This window comes from Deferribacterota bacterium (assembly GCA_034189185.1).
Classification (GTDB): Bacteria; Chrysiogenota; Deferribacteres; order Deferribacterales; family UBA228; genus UBA228.
This window is the reverse complement of record JAXHVM010000271.1, coordinates 1-1,884: the sequence shown is the minus strand read 5'-3', so window position 1 is coordinate 1,884 and position 1,884 is coordinate 1. Positions and strand designations below refer to the sequence as shown.

The following is a 1,884-nucleotide window of genomic DNA, read 5'->3' as shown; positions in this document are numbered from 1 at the left end:
TTAAGGCCAGGGGACATCAAAGGTGCACAGCTTAGAATTGGTGCAAAGGCTCCTATAGTTCAAGGACCAAGGCTAGGATTTATACTAATCCCTTTCTATGACATAAACAAAGAGAAGGATGAGAATTATCCAACATTTATTGATTTAATTGAAAGGATTTGGGAATTTTGGGATGAATATGGCAAGAATAGAGAGAGAATTGGAGAGCTTATTCAAAGAGTGGGTGTTGGCAATTTTCTTGAGGAGTTAGAATTAGATATTCACCCAGCAATTGTAGCCCATCCAAGAACAAATCCTTATATAAGATTTGAAGAATATTATGAAGAAGTAGATGAAGAGGAGGAAGAAAATGAGTGAACAAAATAAAAGAATAACAGATATTGGAGTACCTGATTATAATAAATTTTTACCCCCAATAATAAAAAATAATTATGGCAAGTGGTCTTACCATAAGGTTATTAAATCTGGTGTATTAATGCATGTAGCTGAAAATGGTGATAAGATATATTCTGTTAGGGCTGGTTCTCCTAGATTGTTGAGTTCTGAAAGGATTAGAAATTTTGCTGAACTTGCTGAAAAATACTGTGATGGTTTTCTAAGATTTACTACTCGCAATAATGTTGAATTTCTTGTAACTAATGAAGATAATGTAGAACCTCTTATAAATGAGCTCAATAAACTAGGTTTTCCCGTTGGAGGTATTAATAATACGCTAGGCAACGTAATCCATACCCAAGGCTGGCTTCACTGTCATACTTCAGCAAGTGATGCAAGTGGTGTAGTTAAGGCTATAATGGATGAACTATATGATTATTTTATAAATCCAGTACTACCTGCAAAAATAAGAATGGCTTTTGCATGCTGCCTTAATATGTGTGGTTCAGTTGCTACAAGTGATATAGCTTTAGTAGCAGTGCATAGAACCCCACCAAAGGTAGATGATGAAAAAATAAGGAATATATGTGAAATCCCTAATGTTATTGCATCTTGCCCAGTTAATGCTATTAGGCCAAAGGTAGTAGAAGGTAAACAGTCTGTTGAGGTTGATGAAGATCTATGTTTCTATTGTGGGAATTGCTATACCGTTTGTGCTGCAATGCCTCTAGCTGATCCATTAAATGATGGTCTTGCAATATTTGTTGGTGGAAAGGTCTCAAATACTAGAACAAAACCTGCCTTTTCAAAATTAGCAATACCATTTCTACCAAATAATCCACCTCGTTGGCCTGAGGTAGTTGATGCAGTAAAGACAATTGTTGAAACCTATAAAAATGGTGCAGAAAAAGGTGAAAGGGTAGGAGAGTGGATTGATAGGATAGGTTGGCCAAAATTTTTTGAGATTACTGGATTTGAATTCACTAAATATCATATTGATGACTTTAGATTAGCTGAGTGTACATTGAATTATTCAAACCATACAACGTTATAATTGGAGGTCATTATGGATAAGGAATTATATGATAAGATAAGGCAATATATATTGGACACCGTTAGAAAATATCATGGCAAAAAGAGATATAAACCAATGGAGTTAGAGAAAGAAGTTGTACAAGTATTTTCTGATTACAATATTACAAGACGCGATGTTAAAGGTGTAATAAGGGATATTGTTGATGCAGGGGAGTTAATATATGGTTATGCAGGTAGTTCATTTTTAACTATACCTGAGGATAGAGAAAATACGTAAAAGGAGGATATAACATTGGCTGTAGTAAAAAAGAAGGTTGTTAAAAAAAAGAAAAAACCTTTGTCAATGGGTGTTGTGGCAGGGGCTAAGATTGAGCAGTCCCCTTATAGGCCAAAATATGTTGAAAAAAGACCTCCTTGTACAGGGAAATGTCCCAGTGCAGTAAGAGTGAGGGAATATTTGCAGTATATAGCAAC

The 1,884-nt window shown here is 35.0% G+C and carries 4 protein-coding genes; all 4 read left to right on the top strand.

The genetic code is table 11. The annotated features are described in order from the left end of the window. Nucleotides 1-357 (top strand): sulfite reductase, dissimilatory-type subunit alpha (locus SVN78_10785; protein MDY6822091.1); only part of this gene is annotated, 357 nt, incomplete at its 5' end. Then, complete coding sequence (dsrB, locus tag SVN78_10780) at nucleotides 350-1,429, top strand: dissimilatory-type sulfite reductase subunit beta (protein ID MDY6822090.1); 1,080 nt, start codon at nucleotides 350-352, stop codon at nucleotides 1,427-1,429. The genes SVN78_10785 and dsrB, both read left to right, overlap by 8 nt. 12 nt (nucleotides 1,430-1,441) lie before the next feature. After that, complete coding sequence (locus SVN78_10775) at nucleotides 1,442-1,687, top strand: hypothetical protein (GenBank protein MDY6822089.1); 246 nt, start codon at nucleotides 1,442-1,444, stop codon at nucleotides 1,685-1,687. Nucleotides 1,688-1,702: 15 nt separating this feature from the next. Next, a partial coding sequence (locus SVN78_10770) for a hypothetical protein (protein MDY6822088.1) occupies nucleotides 1,703-1,884 on the top strand: 182 nt, incomplete at its 3' end.